The 22,441-nt window shown below is 71.9% G+C and carries 19 protein-coding genes; 3 read left to right on the top strand and 16 right to left on the bottom strand.

The features are described 5' to 3' along the window. Window positions 1-23: 23 nt before the first annotated feature. From SNA_RS22835 to SNA_RS22810, 6 genes are all read right to left on the bottom strand, one after another. Window positions 24-536 (bottom strand): mycothiol transferase, encoded by a 513-nt coding sequence (locus SNA_RS22835; protein WP_030067230.1) that lies wholly within the window; start codon window positions 534-536, stop codon window positions 24-26. A 65-nt stretch (window positions 537-601) separates the two neighbouring features. After that, entirely contained in the window at window positions 602-3,028 is a 2,427-nt protein-coding gene (locus SNA_RS22830; RefSeq protein WP_044366426.1) for a glycoside hydrolase family 65 protein, read from the bottom strand. After that, on the bottom strand, window positions 3,028-3,789 hold the full coding sequence (locus SNA_RS22825; RefSeq protein WP_044366425.1) for an HAD family hydrolase: 762 nt from the start codon (window positions 3,787-3,789) through the stop codon (window positions 3,028-3,030). The genes SNA_RS22830 and SNA_RS22825 overlap by 1 nt, the downstream gene beginning before the upstream one ends. Window positions 3,790-3,907: 118 nt before the next feature. Then, the gene (locus SNA_RS22820) at window positions 3,908-4,399 is read right to left on the bottom strand and encodes a MarR family winged helix-turn-helix transcriptional regulator (protein WP_030067226.1); all 492 of its coding nucleotides are present in this window, start codon (window positions 4,397-4,399) and stop codon (window positions 3,908-3,910) included. Window positions 4,400-4,666: 267 nt separating this feature from the next. Further along, a complete protein-coding gene (locus SNA_RS22815; RefSeq protein ID WP_030067225.1) occupies window positions 4,667-4,858 on the bottom strand; it encodes a DUF6381 family protein in 192 nt (63 codons plus the stop codon). A 104-nt stretch (window positions 4,859-4,962) separates the two neighbouring features. Further along, complete coding sequence (locus SNA_RS22810) at window positions 4,963-5,274, bottom strand: LysR substrate-binding domain-containing protein (protein ID WP_044366423.1); 312 nt, start codon at window positions 5,272-5,274, stop codon at window positions 4,963-4,965. A 234-nt stretch (window positions 5,275-5,508) separates the two neighbouring features. On the opposite strand from SNA_RS22810, the gene SNA_RS22805 reads away from it, so the two are divergent. After that, on the top strand, window positions 5,509-7,539 hold the full coding sequence (locus SNA_RS22805; RefSeq protein ID WP_078970108.1) for a M3 family metallopeptidase: 2,031 nt from the start codon (window positions 5,509-5,511) through the stop codon (window positions 7,537-7,539). Between the two features lie 63 nt (window positions 7,540-7,602). Here the strand turns inward: SNA_RS22805 and SNA_RS22800 are convergent, their stop codons facing one another. From SNA_RS22800 to SNA_RS22765, 8 genes are all read right to left on the bottom strand, one after another. Then, the gene (locus SNA_RS22800) at window positions 7,603-7,998 is read right to left on the bottom strand and encodes an Asp23/Gls24 family envelope stress response protein (protein ID WP_030069525.1); all 396 of its coding nucleotides are present in this window, start codon (window positions 7,996-7,998) and stop codon (window positions 7,603-7,605) included. 22 nt (window positions 7,999-8,020) lie between these two features. Continuing rightward, entirely contained in the window at window positions 8,021-8,647 is a 627-nt protein-coding gene (locus SNA_RS22795; protein WP_157880046.1) for a HEAT repeat domain-containing protein, read from the bottom strand. 164 nt (window positions 8,648-8,811) lie between these two features. Then, window positions 8,812-10,068, bottom strand: coding sequence for a sugar ABC transporter permease (locus tag SNA_RS22790; protein WP_044366418.1), 1,257 nt, complete (start codon window positions 10,066-10,068; stop codon window positions 8,812-8,814). Continuing rightward, window positions 10,065-10,844: an ATP-binding cassette domain-containing protein gene (locus tag SNA_RS22785; protein ID WP_030069521.1), complete on the bottom strand. Its 780-nt coding sequence runs from the start codon at window positions 10,842-10,844 to the stop codon at window positions 10,065-10,067. The genes SNA_RS22790 and SNA_RS22785 overlap by 4 nt, the downstream gene beginning before the upstream one ends. A 10-nt stretch (window positions 10,845-10,854) precedes the next feature. Next, window positions 10,855-11,952 (bottom strand): sugar ABC transporter substrate-binding protein, encoded by a 1,098-nt coding sequence (locus SNA_RS22780; protein WP_030069519.1) that lies wholly within the window; start codon window positions 11,950-11,952, stop codon window positions 10,855-10,857. A gap of 1 nt (window position 11,953) precedes the next feature. After that, window positions 11,954-14,362, bottom strand: a complete 2,409-nt coding sequence (locus tag SNA_RS22775; RefSeq protein ID WP_030069517.1) for a SpoIIE family protein phosphatase — start codon at window positions 14,360-14,362, stop codon at window positions 11,954-11,956. Between the two features lie 198 nt (window positions 14,363-14,560). Next, window positions 14,561-15,598, bottom strand: coding sequence for a zinc-dependent alcohol dehydrogenase family protein (locus tag SNA_RS22770; protein ID WP_044366416.1), 1,038 nt, complete (start codon window positions 15,596-15,598; stop codon window positions 14,561-14,563). Between the two features lie 85 nt (window positions 15,599-15,683). After that, entirely contained in the window at window positions 15,684-16,889 is a 1,206-nt protein-coding gene (locus SNA_RS22765) for a 4-hydroxybenzoate 3-monooxygenase (RefSeq protein ID WP_030069511.1), read from the bottom strand. Between the two features lie 370 nt (window positions 16,890-17,259). Here SNA_RS22765 and SNA_RS22760 point away from each other — a divergent pair, with 370 nt between their 5' ends. Both SNA_RS22760 and SNA_RS22755 read left to right on the top strand, forming a co-directional pair. Further along, a complete protein-coding gene (locus tag SNA_RS22760) occupies window positions 17,260-19,230 on the top strand; it encodes an APC family permease (protein WP_044366414.1) in 1,971 nt (656 codons plus the stop codon). Window positions 19,231-19,352: 122 nt separating this feature from the next. Further along, window positions 19,353-19,781: an SRPBCC family protein gene (locus SNA_RS22755; RefSeq protein WP_030074063.1), complete on the top strand. Its 429-nt coding sequence runs from the start codon at window positions 19,353-19,355 to the stop codon at window positions 19,779-19,781. A gap of 106 nt (window positions 19,782-19,887) precedes the next feature. Here SNA_RS22755 and grpE read toward each other — a convergent pair whose 3' ends face one another. Continuing rightward, window positions 19,888-20,559 carry a nucleotide exchange factor GrpE gene (gene grpE, locus SNA_RS22750; protein ID WP_044366412.1) on the bottom strand — a complete coding sequence of 224 codons (672 nt, stop codon included), beginning with the start codon at window positions 20,557-20,559 and terminating at the stop codon, window positions 19,888-19,890. Next, window positions 20,556-22,439, bottom strand: a complete 1,884-nt coding sequence (gene dnaK, locus SNA_RS22745; protein WP_044366409.1) for a molecular chaperone DnaK — start codon at window positions 22,437-22,439, stop codon at window positions 20,556-20,558. Before dnaK ends, grpE begins: the two co-directional genes overlap by 4 nt. Window positions 22,440-22,441: the final 2 nt, after the last annotated feature.

The following is a 22,441-nucleotide window of genomic DNA, read 5'->3' as shown; positions in this document are numbered from 1 at the left end:
ACAGGCGCAGGCGCAGGCCCGCCCTACGCCCTCCGCAGCACCCCGCGGATGAACGCCGCCTGCCCCACGTGCTGGAGATCGTCCGCGAGCACGCTGACCAGCCGCACCCCCAGCGTGACCGGTGGTGCCCAGCCCTCGTCGACGACCCGTTCCAGGTCCTTGACGTGCAGCTCCTTGAGGTAGCGCACCGTGTTGTCGTACACCGCGCCGTGATAGCCGTTCAGGAGCTGCCGGCCGATGCCGGAGACGGCCGCCACATCGTCGGGGGAGTGGCCGAAACCGGTGTCGAAGTCCGCGAACGGCAGCCCGAACCGCTCGTACCAGCCCTGCGCGGTCCAGATCTGCTCGGTGCCGGCCGCATCGGCGAGGTGGTCGTCCTGGATCCGGGTGAGGTGCCAGACGAGCCAGCCGATGCTGTTGGCCTCGTCCTCGATGCGGGCGCCGAGTTCGGCGGTGCCGAGTCCGGAGAGCACATCGTCGACGCTCTCCCGGATGCGCCCGAAGGCATCGATGAGCAGATCCGTGCTGGCGGTCATGGCGGGCTCCTTTCCTCGGGGCTGCCTCGGGACGCCCTAGGGGCTCTCCGGGCTTCTTCCGGGCTTCATCGGGTGGGGTAGCCGGAGGTGGCCGGGAGGTCCAGCCAGCGGGTCGTTCCCGGGGCGACGGTGAACAGCCGCCCGCCGAGCCGCACTTCGACCGTCCCGTTCCCCAGGTCCGGTACGGCGACCCGGACCCGCTCGGCGCGCAGCTGGAGCCCGATGTCCCAGTGCCGCCGGTAGCGGATCCGTACCGCGAACTTCGAGAGCTGGGGGAGCGGCGCCGGGGCCAGCCACAGCGCCTCGTCGCGGGTCTCCAGGCCGGTCATACCGCGCTGGACGAGGTCCAGGGTGCCCGCCATCGCGCCCAGATGGATGCCCTCGGCGGTGGTGCCGCCCTGGAGGTCGGCGACATCGCCGGTCAGCGCCTCCTCGCAGTACGACCAGGCGTCGGCGTGCCGCACCCGCGACAGCACCCAGGCATGCACCAGCGCGCTGAGCGTCGAGCCGTGGGCGGTACGGGAGAGGTAGTAGGCGACGGTGTTGCGCCAGATGTCGTCGTCGAGGGTGTAGCCGAGCCGGCGGAAGACCTCGGTGAGTTCGTCCGGTGAGAAGAGATAGCCGAGCATCAGCACATCGGCCTGCTTGGACGCCTGATAGCGGTTGACGGTGTCGCCCTCCGCCTCCAGGATCCGGTCCAGCCGCCGGATGTCGCCGTAACGCCTGCGGTACTCCGCCCAGTCCAGCTCCGCGAGCTCCTGATAGCCCGCGAACTGGCTGATGACGCCGTCGTGGTGGGGCACATACAGCCCGTGGGCGACATCGTCCCAGCGGGCCAGGTCATCGTCGCGCAGGTGCTCGCGCTCGCACAGCTCCCGGCGCAACGCCTCGGGGAGTTCCCGGCCCAGATCGAGCGCCCGCATCAGCACCCAGGCGGCGGTGACATTGGTGTACGCGTTGTCGTCCAGCCCGGGTTCGGCCGCGCCCGGATAGGCGTCGTGGTACTCGTCCGGACCGACGACCCCGTGGATGCGGTACCGGCCGAGCGCCGGGTCCCAGCGCGCGCAGTCGGCCCAGAACCGGGCGATCTGCAACAGCATCTCCGCGCCGTGGCCGTAGAGGTACTCCCGGTCGCCGCTGGCCTGGCAGTACTGCCACACGTTGTAGGCGACGGCCGAGCCGACGTGGTGCTGGAGATGCGAATGGTCGGGCAGCCAGCGTCCCGAGCGCGGATTGAGGTGCAGCTGCTGGGTCTCCTCCCGGCCGTCGCTGCCGCTCTGCCACGGGTACATCGCCCCCGCCCGGCCGGCCTCCCGCGCCGCCCGGCAGGCCGCGGGCAGCCGCCGGTGACGGTAGTCGAGCAGCGCCCGGGAGACCTCCGGCAGATGCAGGTTCAAGAACGGCAGCACGAACAGCTCGTCCCAGAAGACATGGCCGCGGTACGCCTCGCCGTGCAGCCCGCGGGCCGGGACGCCCACGTCCAGTTCGGCGGTGTGCGGGGACAGCGTCTGGAGCACATGGAACAGATGCAGCCGCAGGATCTCGCCCGCCTCCCCGGGCACCTCCAGCTCCGCCCGCTGCCACAGGTGCTCCCAGGCGGCCCGGTGCGTGGCCAGCAGCCGGGGGAACTCCGGGGCTGCCAGCGCGCCGTCCACGGCCGCCTCCAGCGGGCTGCCGATCGCCGGGTCGCGCGAGGTGTACAGCGTGACCGTCTTGTCGACGACGGCGGTTCCGCCGGTCCCGAGGACCGGCAGCCGCAGCCGCTGGCCGATCCCCTCGGCCGTGTGCGCGGTCGTACGAGGCGGCACGCCCCGCCCCGAGCCGACCTGGATCCGGGCGGCCAGTGCGATCCGGACGTCCGAATCGAGGGTGCGGCAGCTCAGCCACACGATGTCGGACCCTTCGCGTCCGCATTCCCAGTCGCCGAGGTGCCGACTGGCCAGCTCCCGGTAGCGCGCCACCCCCTCGTTACGGACATCGCCGTCGATCCCCGTCGACACCTCGACCTGGCCCGCCCAGCCGTCGGCGGTGAACAGCGTGCGCAGCGCGGCCAGATGAGGATCTTCCATATGGACCAGCCGGGTCTGCTTCACCTTCAGCCGGCGCCCGTCCTCGTCCTCGTACGTCGACCAGCGCGTCAGCGTGCCGTGCCGCAGATCCAGCGTCTGCCGGAACTCCGCGAGCTGCTCGTGGTCGGGGGAGAGCCATGGGCCCGGAGGCGCGTCGTCGGGGCGGATGCGGTAGCGCAGCGGCAGCCAGTTCGGCAGGTTGACCATGTCCTCGTTCTCGATCTGCCGGCCCGCCACCTGTGAGGTCAGCCGGTTGTAGCAGCCCGCCGCATAGGTGCCCGGGTAGTGCAACGGGCCGGCGAGCGTCTCGGTCGCCGCGCCCCGGGTGGCGAAATAGCCGTTGCCCAGCGTGCACAGGGATTCCCGCAGCCGCTCCGCCTGCGGGTCGTAGCCCTCGTACGACCAGGTCCAGCCCGAGTCCATCAGCCCTCCCCGGAGGTCAGCAGTTCGCCCACATCGGCCACGACCAGGTCCGCGCCGCTGCGGCGCAGATCGGTCGCGCGGGCCGGGCTGCCCGTACGGTCCACGCCCACCACCAGGCCGAAGCCGCCCCGCCGTCCGGCCTCCACGCCGGCCAGCGCGTCCTCCACCACGGCCGCGTCCCGGGCCGGCACCTCCAGCCGCCGGGCCGCCTCCAGGAAGAGCGCCGGATCCGGCTTGCCCGGCAGGCCCAGCCGCTGCGCCTCGTTGCCGTCCACCACGGCATCGAGCAGCGCGAGCACCCCCGTCGCCGACAGCAGCGCGGTCGCGTGCCGGGAGGCGGAGACCGCGGCGCACGGCACCCGCTCGCGCCGCAGCACCTGAAGCAGCCGCACCGTGCCCGGCCAGGCGTCGACGCCGTCCGCGCGCACACCGGCCGTGAACAGCGCGTCCTTACGGGCCGCGACCGCCCGCACGGTCCGGGTCCCCGGCGGATCGTCCGGCTCCCCCAGCGGCAGCCGCAGACCACGGGAGGCGAGGAACGCGGCCGCCCCGTCCTGCCGCGACCGCCCGTCGACATACCGCAGATACTCGCCCACCGGATCGAACGGCCGCTGCCCGCCGGCGGCCTCCAGAGCGGCGTCGAAGGCGCCCTTCCAGGCGGCCGCGTGCGCCCGCGCGGAGTCGGTGATCACCCCGTCGGTGTCGAGGACCACGGCCCGCAGCGAACGCAGGCACGCGGCCGGCGACGGCGCGCCGCTCATGGTGACGTATCCCTTCGTCAGCCGGGCCGTTGCCGGATTCCCGTGCCGGACTGTCTCTCCATGGCACCACGACTTCCGGCGGGCGGCGCGCCCGCGGACGGGGGACGTCCGGGGCCGGTCAGCAGCCCGTGGCCAGGCCCTCCCAGCGGTCGGCCAGGGACGTGAGCAGACGCAACAGGTCGGCGCGGCGCTCGTCGTCGTACGGCTCCAGGAGGCGCTCGCCCAGGCAGCGGGCGCGCTCATGGACGGCGCGCAGGGTCCGTTCTCCCTCATCGGTCGGGTACAGCAGCTTGCGGCGGCCGTCGGCGGTGTCGGTACGGCGGACGAGCAGACCGCGGTTCTCCAGCCTGCGGGCCACATCCGCCATCGTGGAGGTGTCCAGCGCCACCGCCGACGCCATCGACCGCTGGTCGCGTCCGGGAGCCGCATGCACGGCCGTCAGCACCGCGAACTGCGGCCCGGTGAGCGTCGCGTCCACCGCGCGTCCCCACAGCGCGACATACGCCTGGTGGAGCCGGCGCACCTGGTAGCCGGGCGCGTCGGTCAGGGCCTGCGGAACCGCGGGCGCGGGGGCGGGGGCCAGGTCGGGGACAGCGGTCTTGTCAGCCATGGGAAGACTCAACCACGCGGCGTCGGCGGACAACCGGCTCCTCGGCCAGGGTCGGATGATCACCCAAGCAGCGGGGGCGGATGTGTCGGATGTCCCGGGAAGCATCCGTGGTCAGCGGGCCAACTCGGCCTCCGGGCAAGAGAAGTGGCCTCCGGTCCTTACGGGCCGGGGGCCACCCGCGTCGGCCTTACTGCGAGTTGTCTTCAGTGCGAGCCGTCTTCACGACGAGCTGACGTCACTGCAAGCCGTCTTCACGACGAGCTGTCTTCACTGCGAGGGGAAGATGTCCCCGCCGCCCATGCTGCTCTCCTGCTCGGTCTGGCTCTTGAGCTTGCGTGCCTTCTCCTGGAGGCGCTGCCGTTCCTTGGGGTCCGTGGTCTTCTCCGCGGCCTCGGTCAGCTGCTGGGCCTTCTCGCGCATCTGCTGGAGACGCTGACGTGCTTCGTCCGTAGCGCCCATGATCACTCCTTGGTCGTTGGCGAAAGTCGCCCTACCTCATCTCTCAGCCAACCAGGCTCCGCGGTCCCCGGCATGTCGAAGGATCGCCCCCTGTGACCGCCCCGTCACCCGCCCGTCGGCCACCCCTTCCGCCGGGCCGGTTCGGCGCAGGCGTGCAGAAAACCGGGCACCGCCGGATGCGGCTGGTCGGCCCGCCAGACGGCGTCGATCCGCAGGCCGGGGCGGGGCTCGGCCAGCGGTACGAGCGTGATGCCGCGCGGGAGCTGATGGGCCGGCGACGCCACGACGAGGTTGATCCCGCGCCCGGCGGCGACACCGGCCCAGGCGTGGGAACCCGAGGCGGTGTCGTCCAGCACCGGGCGGAAGCCCGCCTCCCGGCAGGCGTCGACCACGGCGTCGAAAGAGCCGGGCGTCATCTCCCGCGCATGCTGCACCGCCCGCCCGCCCGCCCGCCCGCCCGCCCCGCCGCCGCGAGGATCCGCTTGCAGTCGGCCGGATACGCCGCCCCGGCCGCGAGACAGAAGGACGGCGGGAACGAGACCGCATGAACCGGGCGGTGTGAGGGACGCGGCGGCCGGTGGCGGGCCCGCCGGCCGCCGCTGTCCACAACCGCCGGACCCGGGACGGCTCCGGGGCGTACGCTCGATTTCGTGACGTCGAATCCCTTCTTCCAGCCGAGCGAACTGCCCTACGAGCTGCCGCCGTTCGCGCGCATCCGGCAGGAGCACTTCCTGCCGGCCTTCGAGCGCGGCATGTCCGAGCAGCTGGCCGAGGTGGCGGCCATCGGCGCCGCCACCGAGCCCCCGACCTTCGAGAACACCGTCGAGGCGCTGGAGCGCAGCGGCGCCGTGCTCGGCCGGGTGCGGAGGGTGTTCAGCAACAAGGCAAGCTCGGACACCGACGCCGCCTTCCAGGCGATCGAGGCCGAGATCGCCCCCCGGCTGGCCGCGCACGACGACGCCCTGCTCCTGGATCCGGCCCTGTTCGCCCGGCTCGACGCCCTCCATGCCCGGCGCGAACAGCTCGGACTGGACGAGGAGCAGTCGCGTGTCCTGGAGCGCCACCACACCCTGCGCATCCGGGCCGGGGCCCGGCTCACCCCGCAGCAGCAGGGACGGCTGCGCGAGCTGAACGCCGAAATCGCCTCGCTGTGCACGCAGTTCCAGCAGAATCTGCGTGCGGACACCGCCGCGGCCGCCGTGGCCGTGGACAGCGCGGAGGAGCTGGCCGGCCTGCCCGAGGACGAGATCGCGGCCGCCGCCGAGGACGCCCGGGCCCGGGGCCGCGAAGGGTTCCTGCTCAGCCTCAAGAACTTCTCCAACCAGAGCCAGCTCGCCTCCCTGACCGACCCGGGCCTGCGCGAGCGGCTGCTTGCCGCCTCCCTGGGGCGCGGACTGGTCAGCAACGGCCCGGTCGCCGTCCGGCTGGCCACCCTGCGCGCCGAACGGGCCGCGCTGCTCGGCCACCCCAGCCATGCCGCCTGGGTGGTCGCCGACGGGACCGCGGGCACCACCGAGGCCGTCGAGGAGATGTTCGCCCGGATGATCGGCCCGGCCGTCGCCAACGCCGAGCGCGAGGGCGCGGAGCTGGCCGAGGCCGCCGGGGTGGCCGGGATCCGCGCGGCCGACTGGCAGTTCTACTCCGAGCGGATCCGCAAGGAGCGCTTCGCCGTGGACGCGGCCGCGCTCCGCCCGTACCTGGAGCTGGAGAAGGTGCTGTGGGACGGCGTCTTCCATGCCGCGGAGCTGGTCTACGGCATCACCTTCGCCGAGCGCCGCGATCTGGCCGCCCACCACCCCGACGCCCGGGTCTTCGAGGCGTTCGAGGCGGACGGCACCCCGCTCGGGCTCTACATCGGCGACTTCTTCGCCCGCGCGTCCAAACGCGGCGGTGCCTGGATGGACTCCCTCGTACCCCAGTCCCGGCTGCTGGGCCACAAACCGGTGGTCATCAACAACCTCAACATCGCCAGTCCGCCGGCCGGCGAGCCCGTGCTGATGACCTGGAGCGAGGTCACCACCCTCTTCCACGAGTTCGGCCACGCGCTGCACGGACTCTTCTCCGACGTGCGCTATCCGCTGCTGTCGGGCACCCGTGTGCCGCGTGACTTCGTGGAGTTCCCCTCCCAGGTCAACGAGATGTGGGCGGAGTGGCCCGAGGTGCTGGCCCGTTACGCCCGGCATCACCGCACCGGCGAGCCCATGCCGTCCGATCTGCCGGCCCGGCTGCGCGAGGCGGAGGACTTCGGCGTCGGCTTCCGGGTGGTGGAGCATCTGGCGGCCGCGCTCCTCGACTGGGCCTGGCACACCCTGCCCGCCGACGGTGAACTGCCTGACGCGGACGGCGCCGAGGCGTTCGAGCGGGCCGCGCTGGAGCGCTACGGCGTCGCCCTGCCCGCGATCCCGCCGCGCTACCGCACCGGCTACTTCGCCCATATCTTCGCCGGCGGCTATGCGGCCGGGTACTACGGCTACCGCTGGGCCGAGGTACTGGACGCCGACACCGTGCGCTGGTTCGGGGAGAACGGCAAGACGGTGCGCGAGAGCGGCGAGATCTTCCGCCGCGAACTGCTCGGCAGGGGCGCCGGCGTCGATCCGATGGCGGCGTTCCGCGCCGTGGTCGGCCGCGATCCGGACCTCGGACCGCTGCTGGCCCGGCACGGTCTGACGACGACCGGCTGAGGCTGAGGCCGAGCTGAGCGGGGCGCTGCGGACCGCCCCGCTCCCGCACGCGGGGCGGGCGCGCTACCGCACGCGTTCCGCCTCGGCCTCCTCCTCCTCTTCGGGCAGCTTGACGTCGCTCACCGCGGTGTTGACCTCGACCACCTCGAAGCCGGTCATCCGCTCGACGGCGAGGATCACGCTCTCCCGTACGGCACCGGCCACTTCGCGGATGATCTCGCCGTACTCGACGATGAGGTCCAGATCGACCGCCGCCTGTTTCTCGCCGACCTCGACCTTCACGCCGTGCACGGTGGTTGCCGGTCCTCCGGGGACGCGTTTGCGCAGCGCCCCGACGGACCGGGAGATTCCGCTGCCCAGCGCGTGGACGCCGGGGACGTCCACAGCGGCCAGGTAGGCGACCTTGGCGACGACGACGTCGGCGATGGTCGTCTGCCCGCGGTCCTGGATGTCGGTCATGGCGCATCATCCTTTCGACCCGTCAGCCCGGTCGCCGCAGCAACTCCTGGACCTCGTCCGGCACCAGGGGCGACACATCGACCCCGGCGTCCTCGCCCAGGTCCCGCAGCGCCCGCACACACGCGGTCTGAATGCTGCGGTCGTCATCGGTGACATGCCGGATGAGGAGGTCCACGGCACCGGGATCGTCCTGCGCGGCCAGGCGGGTCAGCCCTTCAACGGCCGTGGTGCGGAGGGTGATTTCCTCCCCGACGGTGGAATAGGGGTAGGGGTACTGCGGGGTGCGCTCGGGCGGGATGGGCGTGGTCAGTATCGTCTCGAACACCTCCGTGGCGGAGGTGAGCCGGAGGTCCGTGAGCACCTGGACGACGCCCCAGCGGTCGGGATAGGCGGACTCCGGCAGGGTTTCCCAGCCGCGCCGCAACACCGCGGTGACTTCCTCGTCGGGGTAGCGGCGCAGGGCGTCCAGGGCCTGCTGATAGCCCTCCGGGGCGTATTCGACCGTATCGCTCAGGGCCTCCACGGCACGCATGGCCTCACCGACCGCCGCGCCGAGGCGGCCGCTGTCGGCGGCGAAGCCCCAATGCTGTCCGTATTCCATGACCATGAGGTTGCCGTCCCTTCGAGCAGAGGCTTTTCGAGAAGGCATGTCGGGAAGATGTTTCGAGAGCGCACATTCCTCTCCATGCTTTGCGCAGAGGAACGCCATCCGCAACCGCGCCGGAATGCCCCCACCGGGTGCCGCGCTGCGCTCGCCGAAGGCGCCAGGCCGTGGTAGGGCCCGTCCGATGGGTCATGGCCGGGGCCGCCGCCTCACACCCGGCCGTGGGCCTTCTGGGCGCGGCGCGAGAGCGAGTCGATGACCACGGCGACGAGCAGCACCCCGCCGGTGATCATGAACTGGACGGCGGTCTGGATGCCCATGAGGGCCACGCCGGAGGCGATCGACTGGATGACCAGCACCCCCAGCAGCGCCGACCAGGTGCGGCCGCGGCCGCCGAACATGCTGGTCCCGCCGATGACCGCGGCGGCGATGGCGTCCATCAGCAGATTGCCCGAGCCCGAGGTCTGGCTGGCCGAAGAGACCCGGGAGGCCAGGAACAGGCCGCCGATCGCGGCCATGGTGCCGGAGATCATGAAGACCGAGATCCGCACCAGGGCGACGTTGAGGCCGGTACGGCGGGCGGCCTCGACGCTGCCGCCCAGGGCGAAGATCATCCGTCCGTAGGGCGTACGGCGCAGCACACAGTCCAGGCCCACCAGGAAGACCAGGAAGATCAGCAGCGCCAGGGGCAGGCCCTCGAACTGGTTGAGGACCCATGCCACGGCGAGGGCGATCGCGGCGAGCAGGGCCGTGCGCCACACGATCCCGCGCATCGGCCGGTACGGTACGCCGGCCGCCTGCCGGCGCCGGGCGTCGTGGTACGAGGCGAGGAAGTACCCGGCGGTGCCGAGGGCCGCCAGGCCGTAGGCGGCGGCGACATGGGTGAAGTAGTGGCCGGTCAGCATGGCGACCAGGCCCTTGTCGGAGAGGTTGATGGTGCCGCTGGTGCCCAGGATGTAGAGCATCAGCCCGTTCCAGCCCAGCAGGCCCGCCAGGGTCACCACGAAGGACGGCACACCGACCTTCGCGAAGAAGAACCCCTGGACGGCGCCGATGGCGGTGCCCGCGAGCACGGCCAGGAGCACCGCGAGCCCTTCCGCCATCCCCCGGTTGACGTTCAGTACGGCGAAGGCGGCCGCCGCCAGACCGCTCACCGACCCGACCGAGAGATCGATCTCGCCGAGCAGCAGGACGAAGACGATGCCGATCGAGATCAGGCCGGTGCCGACGATGTCCACGCTGAGGTTGGAGAGATTGCGCGGGGAGAGGAAGTCGGCGTTGAGCGCCTCGAAGATGATCCAGACGATGAGCAGGCCGAGCACGACGGGGACCGAGCCGAGTTCGCCGCTGCGGAAGCGGCGGCCCAGGGAGGCGGCGGCGCCCCGTACGCGGTGCCCGAACCGTCCCGGCGGCCGGGGCGCGGTGTCGGCCGGCTTGTGCTTTCCCGGCGTCCAGGTGCGGCTCACAGCTCCAGCTCCCACCCGTGTGTCTGACGGCGTGTGACGGCGTTGTCGGTGGCCCCGGTGATGGACGAGATGATCTGCTCGTGCGAGGTGCTGGTCACATCGAAGAACCCGTTGTTGCGGCCCAGCCGCAGCACCGCCACCCAGTCCGCGACGGCCTTGACATCGCCCATGTTGTGGCTGACCAGCAGCACCCCCAGCCCGCGTTCCCGCAGCTGGTCGACCATGTCCAGGACCTGGGAGGTCTGCTCGATGCCCAGGGACGCGGTCGGCTCGTCGAGCAGCACCAGACGGGGCGCGCCCAGCAGCGAACGGGAGATCGCCACGGTCTGGCGCTGGCCTCCGGACAGCGAGGCGACCGGCCGCCGGACGCCGGGCATCCGGATGGCGAGGGTGTCGAGCAGCTCCAGGGTGACGCGCTCCATCTCCACCTCGTCCAGCACACCCGCGCGGTGGATCTCGCGGCCGAGGAAGAGATTGCCGACCACATCGAGGTTGTCGCAGAGCGCGAGGTCCTGGTAAACGGCGGCGATGCCCATGTTCCGGGCGTCGTGCGGGCGGGTGATGTGGACCGGACGGCCGTCCCACTCGATCATGCCCGCATCGGCCGGAGCGACCCCGGCGATCACCTTGACCAGCGTCGACTTGCCCGCGCCGTTGTCGCCCACCAGCGCGACGACCTGCCCGGCGCGGATCTCCAGCTCGACGTCCTGGAGGGCCTGGACGGCGCCGAACCGTTTGAAGATCCCGTGCAGCGCCAGCAGCGGCGGAGCGGACATGGATACCGCCTTATCTGGTGAGGCCGGCCTTCGCGCAGGCGGCCGCGTATGGGGGCGTGCAGATCTGATCGACCGTGTACATCCCGTCCTTGACGAGGGTGCCTTTGACGTTGTGCACCGTCACCGCGATCGGTGTGAGCAGCACGGCCGGGACGCCCCGCGTCGTGGGGCTGTTGACCGTGTGCCGGGTGATGGGGGCCAGGCTCTTGCCGTGGACCAGTGCGACGGCCATGTCGGCGGCGGCGTTCGCCTCGTACACGAAGGGCTTGTAGACGCTCATGTACTGCTCGCCCCGGACGATGCGCTGGATGGCGGAGAGCTCGACGTCCTGTCCGGTGACCGGCGGCAGCGGCTGCATCTTGGCGGCCTTCATCGCGGAGATGACGCCCGCGGCCAGACCGTCGTTGGCGGACAGCACCCCGTCGATACGGTCGGCGCCCAGGGCCGAAATGGCGCCGGACATATTGGTGTGGGCGACCTCCGGCCGCCATCCGGTGGTCTCGTACGCCTTGCCGATGTGCACCCTGCCGCGCAGCACGGCCAGCGCGCCCTGCCGGAACCAGGCGGAATTGGGGTCGCTGACGTCCCCGTTCATCATGACGATCTGGCCGCCGTGCGCCTTGGCGCCCATCGCCCGCAGCAGCTCCTGGCCCTGGAGCCGGCCGACCCGGTCCCCGTCGAAGGAGACATAGCCGGAGATCGGGCCCTCCGCGAGACGGTCGTAGGCGATGACCTTGATGCCCGCCCGGTGGGCGTTCTCGATGGAGTGGCGCAGGGATCTGGAGTCGACGGCGTCGAGGATCATCACCTTGACCCCCTTGGTGATCATCGCGTCGACCTGCGCCTGCTGCGTGGCCACATCGTGCTGCGCGCTGGCGAACTCCACCCGGCAGGCCGGGCACCGCTCCTGAATCCGCTTCTCGACCAGCGGCTTGTCGAACTTCTGCATCCGGGAGGTGTAGTCGGGCAGCAGCAGACCGATCGTCAGGCCGCCGGCCGGGTGCTGGTTCGATCCGCCCGCCTCACGGGCCAGTCCGCAGGCGCCGGCTCCGACGGCCAGACACAGCCCGGCCAGGACGACGACGGCGTGCCGGATGCCGAGGCCCATCTCAGCCGCCCTCCTCCGCGCCGCCCTGGGCCTGCCGCTCCCGCGGCGACACCGCGATCTCGCTCCACACCTGCTTGCCGCCGCTGAGCGGCACCGAGCCCCACACCAGCGACATCGCCTCGACGAGCAGCAGCCCGCGGCCGCCGGTCGCCTCCCAGTCCACGCTCCCCGGTTTGACCGGCGCCCGCGGCGAGGCGTCGTTCACCGCGATCCGCAGCCGGTCCTCGACCAGCGTCAGATCGAGCCGCACCTCGCCCTGCGTATGCGCAATGGCGTTGGTGACCAGCTCGGACACCACCAGCAGCGCCACATCCATCTCCTGGGTCACCTCCCAGGAGCGCAGGGTGCGCGCGGTGAACCGGCGGGCGTGCATCACCGCGTCCGGCAGCCGCCACACCGCCCACCGGGCCCGGGTCGGACGCACCCGCATCCCGTCGTAGCGCAGCACCAGCACGGCCACGTCGTCATCGCGGCGCTTCGCGCTGCCCAGCAGCTCATCGGCCATCCGCCCGGCATCGGACGGATCCGCCGCCCCCAGCACCTCGCGGACCTTGCGCAGCCCCTCCTCCAGCGGGAGGTGCGCCGACTCGGCCAGGCCGTCGGTCAGCAGCGCCAGTACGGTGCCGGGCGCCAGACCGACCTCGGTCAGCGGGAACTCCCCGTCGGCGACCACCCCCAGCGGCGGCCCGCCCGCAATCTCCATCTCCTCCGTACGGCCGTCGGGATGCCGCAGCAGCGGCGGCAGGTGCCCGGCCCGTACGAACCAGGCGATGCCCTCCTCCATGTCCAGATCGACATAGCAGCAGGTGGCGAACAGATCCGTCTCCATGCCGACGAGCAGCCGGTTGGTGTGGGAGACCACCACGTCCGGCGGATGGCCCTCCACCGCATACGCCCGGATCGCGGTGCGCATCTGGCCCATGATCGAGGCCGCGCCCGCGCTGTGGCCCTCCACATCGCCGATGACCAGCGCCACATGCCCGTCGGACAGCGGAATGACGTCGTACCAGTCGCCCCCCACCTCCAGGCCCACGGTGGCCGGCAGATAACGGGCGGCGGCCACCCCGCCCGCGAGCTTGGGCAGCTTGCGCGGCAGCAGACTGCGCTGGAGCATCGTGGTCAGCTCGTGCCCGGCGTCCAGCGCCCGCGCCCGCACCAGTGCCTGGCCTGCCAGCCCCGCGGTCGCGGTCAGCAGCGAGCGTTCCTCCGGCCCGAACCGGTGCTCCTCGTCCCAGCCGACCAGGCACACCCCGGCCATCCGGCCGTCGGCCGGCAGCGGCAGCACGGCCAGCCCGCCGGGCCCGACATCCGCCAGACCCGGTTCCAGGGCGGCCCCCGGAGGCCACAGGGCCACCTGCCCGGCCCGTAGCGCGGCCTCCAGCGTGGGCAGCCGGTGACGGGAGGCGTCGGGCCACTCGGAGCGCCATTCGCTGCGCCATTCCTCGGGCCAGGCGTCGGGTTCGGGGGGATCGAGGACCGTGACCACGAACCGGTCGGCCTCCAGTTCGGCGACCGCCACGCGGGAGGCGCCCAGCGGCCTCCGCAGCGCCGCGACCACCACCCGGCTCACCTCCCGGATGGTCGTCGCCCCGGCCAGCGCCGCCGACAGCCGCCGCACAATGGCGACCTCGTCGGCAGTGGGCCGCAGGGAGGCCGCATCGGCGACCACGCCCAGCACCCGCTCCGGCGCCCCCGTGGCGCCCATCAGCACGTGGCAGCGCAGGCTCAGCCAGCGCAGCTCGCCATTGGGGCGGCGGATCCGGAACGACAGCTGCTGGCCGGGCGTGGGCAGCCGGTCCGGTTCCACGATCGCCATCAGCGCGGGCACATCGTCCGGCGCGGTCCGCGCCAGCAGCGTCTCCACCCGCCCGTCGAACCCCTCCGGTGCAATCCCGAACAGCGCCAGGACCTGCGCATCCGCGGCGATCCGCCCGGTGCTCAGGCCCAGGGTGAACGCGCCGCCCCGCAGTGTTTCCAGCCCCGGTCCCAGCCGCCCGCCGCCGGCCGCCTGCGCCCGCCCCAGGTCCCGGGCCGCCACCGCCTCCAGCCCCGCCGCGACCTGGTCGGCGTGCAGCTCCAGCAGGCGCCGCCGGTCCGCGCCGAAGGCGTCCGGGCGCTTGTCCACGACCACCAGACAGCCCAGCCGCTGCGTGTCCCCGCCCAGCGGCAGCACGCCCATCGACCCGTCGGCCGCGCTCTCCCCGGGCCCCAGCCACAGCGGCACCCCGGTACGGAAGGCCGTGGCCACGGGGGAGTCGCCGGACCGCGCGCAGCGTGGCGGCAGTCCGTAGGGGAGGCCCCAGCCCCCGGCCGTCCCGGCCAGCTGAAGATCGCCGTCCCCCTCGGCATCGGCCGGCACATAGACGGCGGTCAGCTCGGCCCCGGAGAACCCAAGGACCCGCGCGGTCACTGCCTGCACCGCCTCCGTACGCGGGAAGCCGTCGTCGTAAGCCACGGTCGCCGTACCCGCCCTCGGGGCCGGGGTGGACGGACCCGGCCCCACCTCATCGGACATTTCACCATTTACCGCTTCTTCTCCATGGTGCGGCATCGGGGGAGACGGGAGCTAGTCGGGAACGTCCAGGCCGAGTTCGGGGAACGGCCCGGATCAGCCAGGTACCAGGACCGCGGCCCCGTGCACCCGGTCGGCCGCCAGGTCCGCCAGCGCCTGCGGAGCGCGGCTGAGCGGATACGGGCTGACCGTGACCCGGATGCCGATCCGCGCCGCCGTCCGCAGGAACTCCCGGCCGTCCTCGCGCGTATTGGAGGTGACGCTGCACAGATTCCGTTCGTGGAAGAGATGACGCTGGTAGGTGAGCGGGGGGATGTCGCTGAGATGGATACCGGCCACGGCCAGCGTGCCGGACCGGTCCAGGGCCGCCAGCGCCACCGGCACCAGATCGCCGACCGGTGCGAAGAGGATCGCCGCATCCAGCGGTTCGGGCGGGCGGCCATAGGCATCGCCGGCCGAGGACGCGCCCAGCCCGAGGGCGAGTTGACGCGCCTGGGCGGACCGGGTCAGCACATGGACGGTGGCGCCCTCGGCGAGGGCGACCTGCGCCGCCAGATGCGCCGACGCCCCGAAGCCGTAGATCCCCAGCCGCCCGCCGGGCGGCAGCGCGCTGCGCCGCAGCGCCCGGTAGCCGATGATCCCGGCGCACAGCAGCGGCGCCAGCTGGGTGGCGTCGCGGTCGCCGGGCAGGGGATAGGCGTAGTCCGCGGGCAGCAGGGCCGCATCGGCGAAGCCGCCGTCGGCGTCCCAGCCCGTGTAGCGCGAGGCCGGACACAGGTTCTCCCGGCCCGCGCGGCAGTAGCGGCAGGCGCCGCAGGTCTCCCGCAGCCAGGCCCCGCCGACCCGGTCACCGACGCGGAAGCCGCTCACACCGCTGCCGGTCGCGGCCACCCGCCCCACGATCTCGTGCCCCGGCACGGTCGACCGCCGGTGCGGCGCCAGATCCCCCTCCGCCAGATGCAGATCCGTACGGCACACCCCGCACGCCTCCACCCGCACCGCCAGCTCGCCGGGACCGGGACCGGGAAGCGCACGCCGCACCGTCACCAGCGGCCCGGAGGCCACCGGTCCGGGCCGTTCGACGGCCCAGCCGGAGACGATGTCCGGCAGCTGGGGACCGGCACCGGATGCCATGCCTCCAGCCTGCTGCCGCCCGCTACGGCGGGCAAACGGGCCCGCCCCTGCTCCGCCGCCCTGCCCCGCCGCGCCTGGCCGCCGCTCAGAGATCCGCTTCCTCGCCGATGTACAGCCCGGCGAACGCCTCCGCCGCCGAGCGCGAGCCCAGCAGCCGCCGCAGCCGCGCCGCGGCCGTGCCCGCCCGGAAGCGGTCGCCCGACGAGGCGCCGTGCAGCACCTCCGACAGCCACTGCGAGAACTCCAGGTACTGCCACGCGCGCCGCAGACACGCCTGCGAATACTCGGCGAGGCCGCTGCCGTCCCCCTGAAAGTGCGCGATCAGCGCCTGCGCGAGCAGCAGCGCGTCATTGATCGCAAGATTCATGCCCTTCGCCGCGATCGGCGCGACCAGATGTGCCGAGTCCCCGGCCAGATGGAGCCGGCCGTACGTCATCGGCTCGACCACGTAGTTGTGCATGTCCAGGACCACCTTCTCCACCAGCGGCCCCTCGGTCAGCGGCGGGGCACCGGCGGCCGCGAGCCGGGTGCGCAGCGCGTCCCAGATGCGCGCGTCCGACCAGCTCTCGGCCCGCTCGCCGGGCTCGACCTGGAGGTAGTAGCGGGTGATCTCGGGGCTACGGGCCATATGGGCGCCCAGCCCGCTCTCGTGGATGCCGAAGACCACGCCCTCCGCGGACGGCGGCGCCTCGGCGAGCAGCGCGAGCCAGGCCACCCCGTGGTCGTGCCGGGTCAGGACCGTCCGGCCGGCGGGTATCGACGCCCGGCTCACCCCGCGCGCCCCGTCGCACCCCGCGATCAGCTCGCACTCGATGCGCTGCCGCTCGCCGGTGACCGGATCGCGGTAGGACACCGCGGGCCGCTCGCCGTCCACGTCGTGCAGCCGCACCTCCCGTACGCCGAAGCGGATGTCGCCGCCCGCGGCGTCCGCGTAGGCCGCGACCAGATCGGTCACCAACAGCGGCTGCGGATAGACGAAATGCCGGCTGCCCGACAGTTCCGCGGTACGCATCAGATGCCGCTCCCCGGCGAAGCGGAACTCGAACTGCGCCTGGGTCTCGGCCCGTTCGAGCAACCGGTCGGCGAGGCCGTGACGGGCCAGCGCGCGGACTGCCCACTCCTCGATGAACCCGGCGCGCGGCCGCCGCTCGATGAACTCGCGGCTCTCCGCCTCCAGTACGACGCAGTCGACCCCGGCGCCGCGCAGCAGATTCGCCACGGTGAGCCCGGCGGGACCGGCGCCGATGACGACGACGCGGGTGCGGGTGGGTGCGGGGGAGGGGGACGTCACGTCGGGAGTTCCCTTCGGGGTACGCGTGCGGGGACGCGGCGGGGCCGGGGCGTGGCGGGGACCAAGATCGTACGCAGGGCCCCGGGCACTCCCGGCGGCGGGCCCCAAAGTGCCCCGCCGGAGGGCCTGTCGGGGATCCCGAATGTCCTGACAGCGGGTGCTTCGGGGACCGCGAACGCCCGGCCGGAGCGCCTGTCGGGGACCGTGAAAGCCCCGACCGTCGGTCCGTCGGAGCCCCGAACGCCCGGACGGCATGCCGCCGCACACCCCGCCGGCCCGGCTGCGTACGCTGAACCGGTCCCTCTCGCCGATGGCCGAGAGTCTTCGCACATACGCGAGAGCCTTCGCACACACGACAAGGAGCACACCCATGGCCACCCCCGCCCCCGCCGAGGCTGCCCCCAGGGCCTCGGCGCGACAACGGATGCGGGCATGGATGCTGGAGGGCCTGGCCGACATGGCCAAGCACCAGCAGGGCGGGCAGCCCCAGCAGGAGCCCGCCCACAAGGGGCAGCGGTGGTGGCGGGTGATGTGCCTGACCGGCGTCGACTACTTCTCCACCCTCGGGTACCAGCCGGGTATCGCGGCCCTCGCCGCCGGTCTGCTGTCACCCGTCGCGACCATCGTCCTGGTCATCGTCACGCTGGCCGGTGCGCTGCCGGTCTACCGGCGGGTGGCGGAGGAGAGTCCGCGCGGACAGGGTTCGATCGCGATGCTGGAGCGGCTGCTGTCGTTCTGGAAGGGCAAGCTGTTCGTCCTGACCCTGTTGGGCTTTGCCGCCACCGACTTCCTGATCACCATCACCCTGTCGGCCGCCGACGCCTCCACCCACCTCGTGGAGAACCCGCATCTGACCGGTGTCCTGCACAACCAGCAGATGATCGTCACCCTGATCCTGGTCGCCCTGCTCGGCGCGGTCTTCATGAAGGGCTTCCTGGAGGCGGTCGGCGTCGCAGTGGTCCTGGTGGGCCTCTACATCGGCCTCAACGTCGTGGTGGTCGCCGTCGGACTGTGGCACGTTGCCCAGGCGCCGCATGTCGTCACCGACTGGTCCCAGGCCCTGACCGTCCAGCACGGCAACATCGTCGCCATGGTCGGCGTGGCCCTGCTGGTCTTCCCCAAGCTGGCGCTGGGCATGTCGGGTTTCGAGACCGGCGTGGCGGTCATGCCGCATGTCGAGGGCGACGCCGACGACACCGAGCAGCGTCCCACCGGCCGCATCCGTGGCACGAAGAAGCTGCTCACCACGGCCGCCGTGATCATGAGCGTCTTCCTGATCCTCACCAGCTTCGTGACGACGCTGCTGATCCCGGCCGATGACTTCAAGCCGGGCGGTCAGGCCAACGGCCGCGCACTGGCCTTCCTCGCGCACGAGTACCTGGGCAACGCCTTCGGCACCGTCTACGACGTCTCCACCATCGCGATCCTGTGGTTCGCCGGTGCCTCGGCGATGGCCGGGCTGCTCAATCTCATGCCGCAGTATCTGCCGCGCTACGGCATGGCCCCGCACTGGGCGCGGGCGGTCCGCCCGATGGTACTGGTGTTCACGCTGGTCGCGTTCCTGGTGACATGGCTCTTCAACGCCGATGTCGACGCGCAGGGCGGCGCCTACGCCACCGGTGTGCTCGTCCTGATCAGCTCCGCCGCGATCGCCGTGACCATCGCCGCACACCGGGCCCGCCAGCGCGGCTGGACGATCGGCTTCGCCGTGATCTCGGCGGTGTTCCTCTACACCACGGTCGTCAACGTCATCGAGCGGCCGGACGGTGTCAAGATCGGTGCCTGCTTCATCGCCGGGATCATCCTGGTGTCGTTCCTCTCCCGCGTCGCCCGCGCCTTCGAGCTGCGGGTGACCAGCGTGGTCCTCGACGAGACCGCCGAACGGTTCCTCCGCGACGCCGCCCGGCGCGGCATCCGCCTCATCGCCAACGAACCCGACCAGCGCGATGTGGCCGAGTACTGCGACAAGCTCCAGCAGATCCGCAGCGACAACGACATTCCCTCCGAGGACGACCTCATCTTCGTCGAGGTCACGGTCGGCGACCCGTCGGAGTTCGAGAGCGAGCTGCGCGTCCGCGGCGAGGTCCTGCACGGCCGCTACCGGGTGCTCTGCCTCGACAGCTCCACCATCTCCAACGCGCTGGCCGCGCTGCTGCTGCACGTACGGGACCTCACCGGACAGCGGCCGCACATCTACTTCGAATGGACCGAGGGCAACCCCTTCGCCCAGTTCCTGCGCTTCTTCCTCTTCGGCCAGGGCGAAGTCGCACCCGTCACCCGCGAGGTGCTGCGCGAGGCGGAGCCCGACCGGGCGCGGCGGCCGCGCGTCCACGTCGGCTGAGCGGCCGCCCGCCCGCCCGCAGGCGCCGGGCGGGCGGTGCCGCGCCCGGGTCGCCTCCGCCGTCCGCCCGGAGCACCCTGGAGACATCATCCGAAGCCGTGAACCGAGCTGTGAGGTGCCTGATGAGCACGCTCGAAGAACACGTAGACATCGGCGCTCCCGTCGACAAGACCTGGGACTGCCTGCACCGGGTGGACAGCATTCCGCAGTACGTGGCCGGTGTGCGCGAGGCCCATCTGGAGGGCAAACGGACCCATCTGGATCTCGAGGCGGGCGGCCGGACCAGGGAACTCGACCTCGAGATCACCGACCGCACCACGGAGAAGGTCATGTCATGGCAGACCACGGGCGGCCCTGACCTGGCCGGTTCCGTTTCGCTGCTGCCGATCGACCGCGAGCACACCCGCGTCCAGGCCCGGTTCGAATACGACCCGGGCACCATCAAGGACGATTTCGGCGGGCCGAAGGGGTTCGCCCAGGCCGCCGCGATCGAGCGGGGGCTGCGCAGCGATCTCCAGCAGTTCAAGACGCTGGTGGAACACGAGCGGTGAGCGGCGCGTCCACTCGGAGCAATCCGTCTAATCGGAGCGATCCGTCTGCTCGGAGCGATCCGTCTGCTCGGAGTGGTTCGGCTACCCGCCTTCCCTGATCATCCGGTCACCCTGAGCGAGGCGCGTCGGACATCGGCTCGTCCCTCACCGCCACCTGCGCGGGCCGCAGCAGCCGGTCGCCGACCCGGTACCCCGGCCGGATGACCTCCCCGCAAACGGCGCGGTCCGGGGCCGGGACCGCGGCGGGACCGCCCCCGCCGCCGTCGGCGGGCGTATACGTGACGGCCTCGTGGAGGGTCGGGTCGAAGGGCGCCCCAGGCCTGCCGACGGACTCCAGCCCCAGGGCCGCCAGTTCCGCCTCCAGCGCCTCCGCCACGCGGCGGAATCCGCCCGTCAGCTCGCCCTGCTCGGCCGCCTCGGCGACGGCATCGAGCACGGGCAGCAGCCGCTCCAGCACATTGGCGACGGCGATCTCCCCGACCGCCCGGCGGTCGCGGCGCACCCGCTTGCGGTAGTTGTCGTACTCGGCCTTCACCCGTTGCAGATCGGCGGTGCGCTCGTGCAGCTCGGCGCGGAGCGCGGCGTTCGGTGACACCGACTGCACGGCGGCGGGCTCGCGGCCCGGGGGCGCGACGCGGTCCGTATCGCCGCTCTTCCTGCCCTGGGGCGTGCGCGCCGGGAGGACGGCGGGACTGTCGTCCGGCCGGTCCGGGACGAGCGACAGCGGTGGGCGGGGCAGGCCCCGGATGCCGGTCGGGGGGTCGGTCCGGCGGGTCATCGTCCGCTTCCCCCCTCCCGGTCGTCGTCGACGATCTCCGCGTCGACGACATCGTCCTCGGCCTTGGCCTGCTCACCGGCAGCGGCGCCCTCGGCACCGCCGGCGGCCTGTGCGGCCTGGGCCTCGGCGTACATCGCCTGGCCGAGTTTCTGGCTGACGGCCGCGAGCTTCTCCGTGGCGGTGCGGATCTCGGCCGTGTTGTCGCCCTCGGCGGACTCGCCCTTGAGCTTCTCCTTCAGCTCCCCGGCCGCCGCCTCGACCTCGGTCTTCGTCTCGGCCGGGACCTTGTCCTCGTTGTCCTTGAGGAATTTCTCGGTCTGGTAGACCAGCTGCTCGGCCTGGTTGCGGGTCTCCGCGCCCTCCCGCCGCCGGCGGTCCTCCTCGGCGTGCTTCTCGGCCTCGTGGACCATCCGGTCGATGTCGTCCTTCGGCAGCGAGGAGCCGCCGGTGACGGTCATCTTCTGCTCCTTGCCCGTGCCGAGGTCCTTGGCCGTGACGTGCATGATGCCGTTGGCGTCGATGTCGAAGGACACCTCGATCTGCGGGACACCGCGCGGGGCCGGCGGCAGACCGGTCAGCTCGAACATCCCGAGCTTCTTGTTGTACGCCGCGATCTCGCGCTCGCCCTGGAACACCTGGATCTGCACCGACGGCTGGTTGTCCTCGGCGGTGGTGAAGATCTCCGACCGCTTGGTGGGAATGGTGGTGTTGCGCTCGATCAGCTTGGTCATGATGCCGCCCTTGGTCTCGATACCGAGGGACAGCGGGGTGACGTCCAGCAGGAGGACGTCCTTGACCTCGCCCTTGAGCACACCCGCCTGGAGCGTGGCACCGATCGCGACGACCTCGTCGGGGTTGACGCCCTTGTGCGGGTCCTTGCCGGTCAGTTCCTTGACCAGCTCGGTCACCGCCGGCATCCGGGTCGAGCCGCCGACCAGGATCACATTGTGGATGTCGGAGACCTTGATCCCCGCATCCTTGACGGCGTTGTGGAACGGCGCCTTGCACCGGTCCAGAAGATCGCTGGTCAGCTGCTCGAACTGGGCCCGCGTCAGCTTTTCGTCCATGTGCAGCGGCCCGTCCGGCGAGGCGCTCAGATAGGGCAGATTGATCGTGGTCTCGGTCGCCGCCGACAGTTCGATCTTCGCCTTCTCGGCGGCCTCGCGCAGCCGTTGGGTGGCCATCTTGTCCTGGGCCAGATCGATCCCGTAGGCGTTCTTGAACTGCTTGGCCAGATGGTCCACGACGCGCTGGTCCCAGTCGTCGCCGCCGAGGTGGGTGTCGCCGTTGGTGGCCTTCACCTCGACGACGCCGTCGCCGATCTCCAGCAGCGAGACGTCGAAGGTGCCGCCGCCGAGGTCGAAGACCAGAATCGTCTGGTCGTGTTCCTTGTCCAGGCCGTACGCCAGCGCCGCGGCGGTCGGTTCGTTGACGATCCGCAGCACCTTCAGGCCCGCGATCTCGCCGGCCTCCTTGGTCGCGGTGCGCTGGGAGTCGTTGAAGTACGCCGGTACGGTGACGACGGCATCGGTCACGTCCTCGCCCAGGTACTGCTCGGCGTCGCGCTTGAGCTTCTGCAGCACGCGTGCGGAGATCTCCTGCGCGGTGTACCGCTTGCCGTCGATATCGCCCTTCTCCGGGAACCGCCACTGGGCGTCGCCCATATGGCGTTTGACCGACCGTGCGGTGCGTTCGACGTTGGTCACGGCCTGACGCTTGGCGATCTCGCCGACCAGGACCTCGCCGCCCTTGGCGAACCCGACCACCGACGGCGTGGTCCGGGCTCCTTCGGCATTGGCGATCACGGTGGGCTCACCGCCCTCCATCACGCTGACCACCGAGTTCGTCGTACCGAGGTCAATACCCACTGCGCGTGCCATGG

The organism is Streptomyces natalensis ATCC 27448 (assembly GCF_000935125.1).
GTDB lineage: Bacteria > Actinomycetota > Actinomycetes > Streptomycetales > Streptomycetaceae > Streptomyces > Streptomyces natalensis.
Note: the sequence above shows the minus strand (reverse complement) of the source record. Positions and strands in the feature narration are given on the sequence as shown.

What these genes read in the sequence shown, in the direction of transcription:
- SNA_RS22820 (WP_030067226.1), bottom strand. Translation starts at nt 4,399, where the DNA reads ATGGCTGACAAGACCGCTGTCCCCGACCTGGCCCCCGCCCCCGCGCCC.
- SNA_RS22770 (WP_044366416.1), bottom strand. Translation starts at nt 15,598, where the DNA reads ATGGCATCCGGTGCCGGTCCCCAGCTGCCGGACATCGTCTCCGGCTGG.
- SNA_RS22785 (WP_030069521.1), bottom strand. Translation starts at nt 10,844, where the DNA reads ATGTCCGCTCCGCCGCTGCTGGCGCTGCACGGGATCTTCAAACGGTTC.
- SNA_RS22830 (WP_044366426.1), bottom strand. Translation starts at nt 3,028, where the DNA reads ATGGACTCGGGCTGGACCTGGTCGTACGAGGGCTACGACCCGCAGGCG.
- SNA_RS22835 (WP_030067230.1), bottom strand. Translation starts at nt 536, where the DNA reads ATGACCGCCAGCACGGATCTGCTCATCGATGCCTTCGGGCGCATCCGG.
- SNA_RS22815 (WP_030067225.1), bottom strand. Translation starts at nt 4,858, where the DNA reads ATGGGCGCTACGGACGAAGCACGTCAGCGTCTCCAGCAGATGCGCGAG.
- SNA_RS22760 (WP_044366414.1), top strand. Translation starts at nt 17,260, where the DNA reads ATGGCCACCCCCGCCCCCGCCGAGGCTGCCCCCAGGGCCTCGGCGCGA.
- dnaK (WP_044366409.1), bottom strand. Translation starts at nt 22,439, where the DNA reads ATGGCACGCGCAGTGGGTATTGACCTCGGTACGACGAACTCGGTGGTC.
- SNA_RS22755 (WP_030074063.1), top strand. Translation starts at nt 19,353, where the DNA reads ATGAGCACGCTCGAAGAACACGTAGACATCGGCGCTCCCGTCGACAAG.
- SNA_RS22825 (WP_044366425.1), bottom strand. Translation starts at nt 3,789, where the DNA reads ATGAGCGGCGCGCCGTCGCCGGCCGCGTGCCTGCGTTCGCTGCGGGCC.
- SNA_RS22780 (WP_030069519.1), bottom strand. Translation starts at nt 11,952, where the DNA reads ATGGGCCTCGGCATCCGGCACGCCGTCGTCGTCCTGGCCGGGCTGTGT.
- SNA_RS22795 (WP_157880046.1), bottom strand. Translation starts at nt 8,647, where the DNA reads ATGCCTTCTCGAAAAGCCTCTGCTCGAAGGGACGGCAACCTCATGGTC.
- SNA_RS22810 (WP_044366423.1), bottom strand. Translation starts at nt 5,274, where the DNA reads ATGACGCCCGGCTCTTTCGACGCCGTGGTCGACGCCTGCCGGGAGGCG.
- SNA_RS22800 (WP_030069525.1), bottom strand. Translation starts at nt 7,998, where the DNA reads ATGACCGACATCCAGGACCGCGGGCAGACGACCATCGCCGACGTCGTC.
- grpE (WP_044366412.1), bottom strand. Translation starts at nt 20,559, where the DNA reads ATGACCCGCCGGACCGACCCCCCGACCGGCATCCGGGGCCTGCCCCGC.